General features: G+C 70.3%; 3 protein-coding genes. All 3 read left to right on the top strand.

The genetic code is table 11. The annotated features are described in order from the left end of the window. Positions 1 to 593: multicopper oxidase domain-containing protein (locus tag JHC99_RS18575; RefSeq protein ID WP_292156176.1), on the top strand; the 593-nt coding region annotated here is incomplete at its 5' end. Next, complete coding sequence (locus JHC99_RS18570) at positions 590 to 1,783, top strand: copper resistance protein B (RefSeq protein WP_292156174.1); 1,194 nt, start codon at positions 590 to 592, stop codon at positions 1,781 to 1,783. The genes JHC99_RS18575 and JHC99_RS18570, both read left to right, overlap by 4 nt. A 17-nt stretch (positions 1,784 to 1,800) precedes the next feature. Further along, on the top strand, positions 1,801 to 2,108 hold a 308-nt coding region (locus JHC99_RS18565; protein ID WP_292156173.1), incomplete at its 3' end, for a copper resistance protein CopC.

The raw sequence follows: 2,108 nt of genomic DNA, 5'->3' as shown, positions 1-2,108 counted from the left end.
GCGAGATGGCCGGGATGTCCATGTCGGGCATGAACATGCGCGATCCCGAGAACGCTCCGCCCGACATGGCGGTGGGCGTCGGCGTCGATGCGATCGCCATGGACCCCGCCAACCGTCTGGGTGAGCGTCCGATCGGTCTCACGACCGTCGATCATCGCGTCCTCGTCTACACCGACCTGGTGTCGCTCCAGCCGAACAAGGACCCGCGCCCCCCGTCTCGGACGATGGAGATCCACCTGACCGGCAACATGGAGCGGTTCATGTGGGGCTTCGACGGCCGAAAGTTCAGCGAACTGGTCGAACCGATCCGCTTCGAGCGCAACGAGCGGGTGCGGGTGACCCTGGTCAACGACACCATGATGGCCCACCCGATCCATCTGCATGGTCATTTCTTTGAACTGGTGACCGGCGGACCGGCCGGGCACCAGCCCCTCAAGCACACGGTCAACGTCGCGCCCGGCGGCAAGGTGACCTTCGATCTGACCGCCGACGCGCCCGGTGATTGGGCCTTCCACTGCCACATGCTGATGCACATGCACGCCGGCATGTTCAATGTTGTGACGGTGCGGCCCATGGACGGAGCTGCGTCATGAACCGCCTCGCCGTCGCCCTCGCCCCGCTGGTGCTCGCCGCCAGCGCCTTCAGCGCCCAGGCCCAGGACCCTCACGCGGGCCACACGATGCCGGCGACCGCGGCGCCGACGCGCCCCGCGCCAGCACCGCGGCCCACGCCACAGGCGCCGGCCCGACCGGCGCAGGATCCGCACGCCGGTCACGTCATGCCGCCCGCGCAGACGCCGCCCGCCGCGGATCCGCATGCAGGCCACCAGATGCCGGCGCAGCCCGCGCCCGTAGACCCGGACGCGGGACACCAGATGCCGGCGGCGACGCCCGGCCAGGCTGATCCGCACGCGGGCCACGACATGTCGGCCATGTCGCCCGCGCAGACCGACCCTCACGCCGGGCATGACATGTCGACCATGAGCATGGGGCCGCCCGATGTGGCGACCAGCTCCGACAATCCCGGCCGCCCTCCGGAGGACCCGCTCCCGGCCGCCGCCCTGGCCGGCCCTGCCCACGCCGCCGATCTCGTCTTCGGCGCCGAGGCCATGGCCGCCTCTCGCCGGACCCTGATTCACGAAAACGGCGACGTCCGCACCACGGCCGTCATTCTCGATCGCCTCGAAGCCGGCTTCGGCGACGACGGCGAGACCTACCTCTGGGACGTCCAGGGCTGGACGGGCGGCGACATCAATCGCTTCTGGTGGAAGTCCGAGGGCGAAGGCGACTTCGGCGGCGAGCTCGAGGAGGCTGAAGTCCAGGCGCTCTACAGCCGCGCGGTCACGCCCTTCTGGGACGTTCAGGCCGGCGTGCGTCAGGACTTCCGGCCCGACGGCGAGGACACCACGCATCTGGTCCTCGGCCTGCAGGGCCTGGCGCCCCATTGGTGGGAAGTCGACGCCGCCGCCTTCCTGTCGACCGACGGCGACCTGACCGCCCGCGTCGAGGCCGAATACGACCAGCGCATCACCCAGCGCCTGATCCTTCAGCCCCGCCTCGAAATCGACGCTTCAGCCAGCGACATTCCGGAACTGGAGATCGGTTCGGGCCTGTCCTCGATCGAGGCGGGCCTGCGACTGCGCTACGAATTCCGCAAGGAGTTCGCCCCCTATGTCGGCATCGAGTGGAGCCGCGCGTTCGGCGATACCGCCGACTACATCGAGGCCCGAGGCGGCGAGACCGACGACACCCGCTTCGTCGTCGGCCTCAAGGCCTGGTTCTAACCGAAGGAGACCACCCCATGATGATCCGCACTCTCGTTGTCACCGCCGCCCTCGCGTTCGCCGGCGCCGCCGCCGCCCAGGACCCGCATGCGGGTCACGCTATGCCGGCCCAGGCCGCAGCGCCCCAATCCGGCATCACGACCGTTCCTGCGAATGGCGCGATGACCCAGGGTTCGCCCGAGCGGTTCAGCGTCACCTTCCCCCACGCCATGGTCCTCAAGACCGTCGCCCTCTCCGCCGAGGGGCAGGCTCCGGTCGACGTCACTGTCCCCGCCGCGCCGGCCGCCGCCACCGTCGGCGTGGCTCTTCCGCGCCTCGCGCCGGG

The organism is Brevundimonas sp. (assembly GCF_016463485.1).
GTDB lineage: Bacteria > Pseudomonadota > Alphaproteobacteria > Caulobacterales > Caulobacteraceae > Brevundimonas.
The sequence above is the reverse complement of the archived record's forward strand: the minus strand, read 5'-3'. Positions and strand labels throughout refer to the sequence as shown.

Bases quoted from the DNA above. Each gene is read 5' to 3' on its own strand.
- JHC99_RS18570 (WP_292156174.1), top strand. From the start codon at position 590: ATGAACCGCCTCGCCGTCGCCCTCGCCCCGCTGGTGCTCGCCGCCAGC.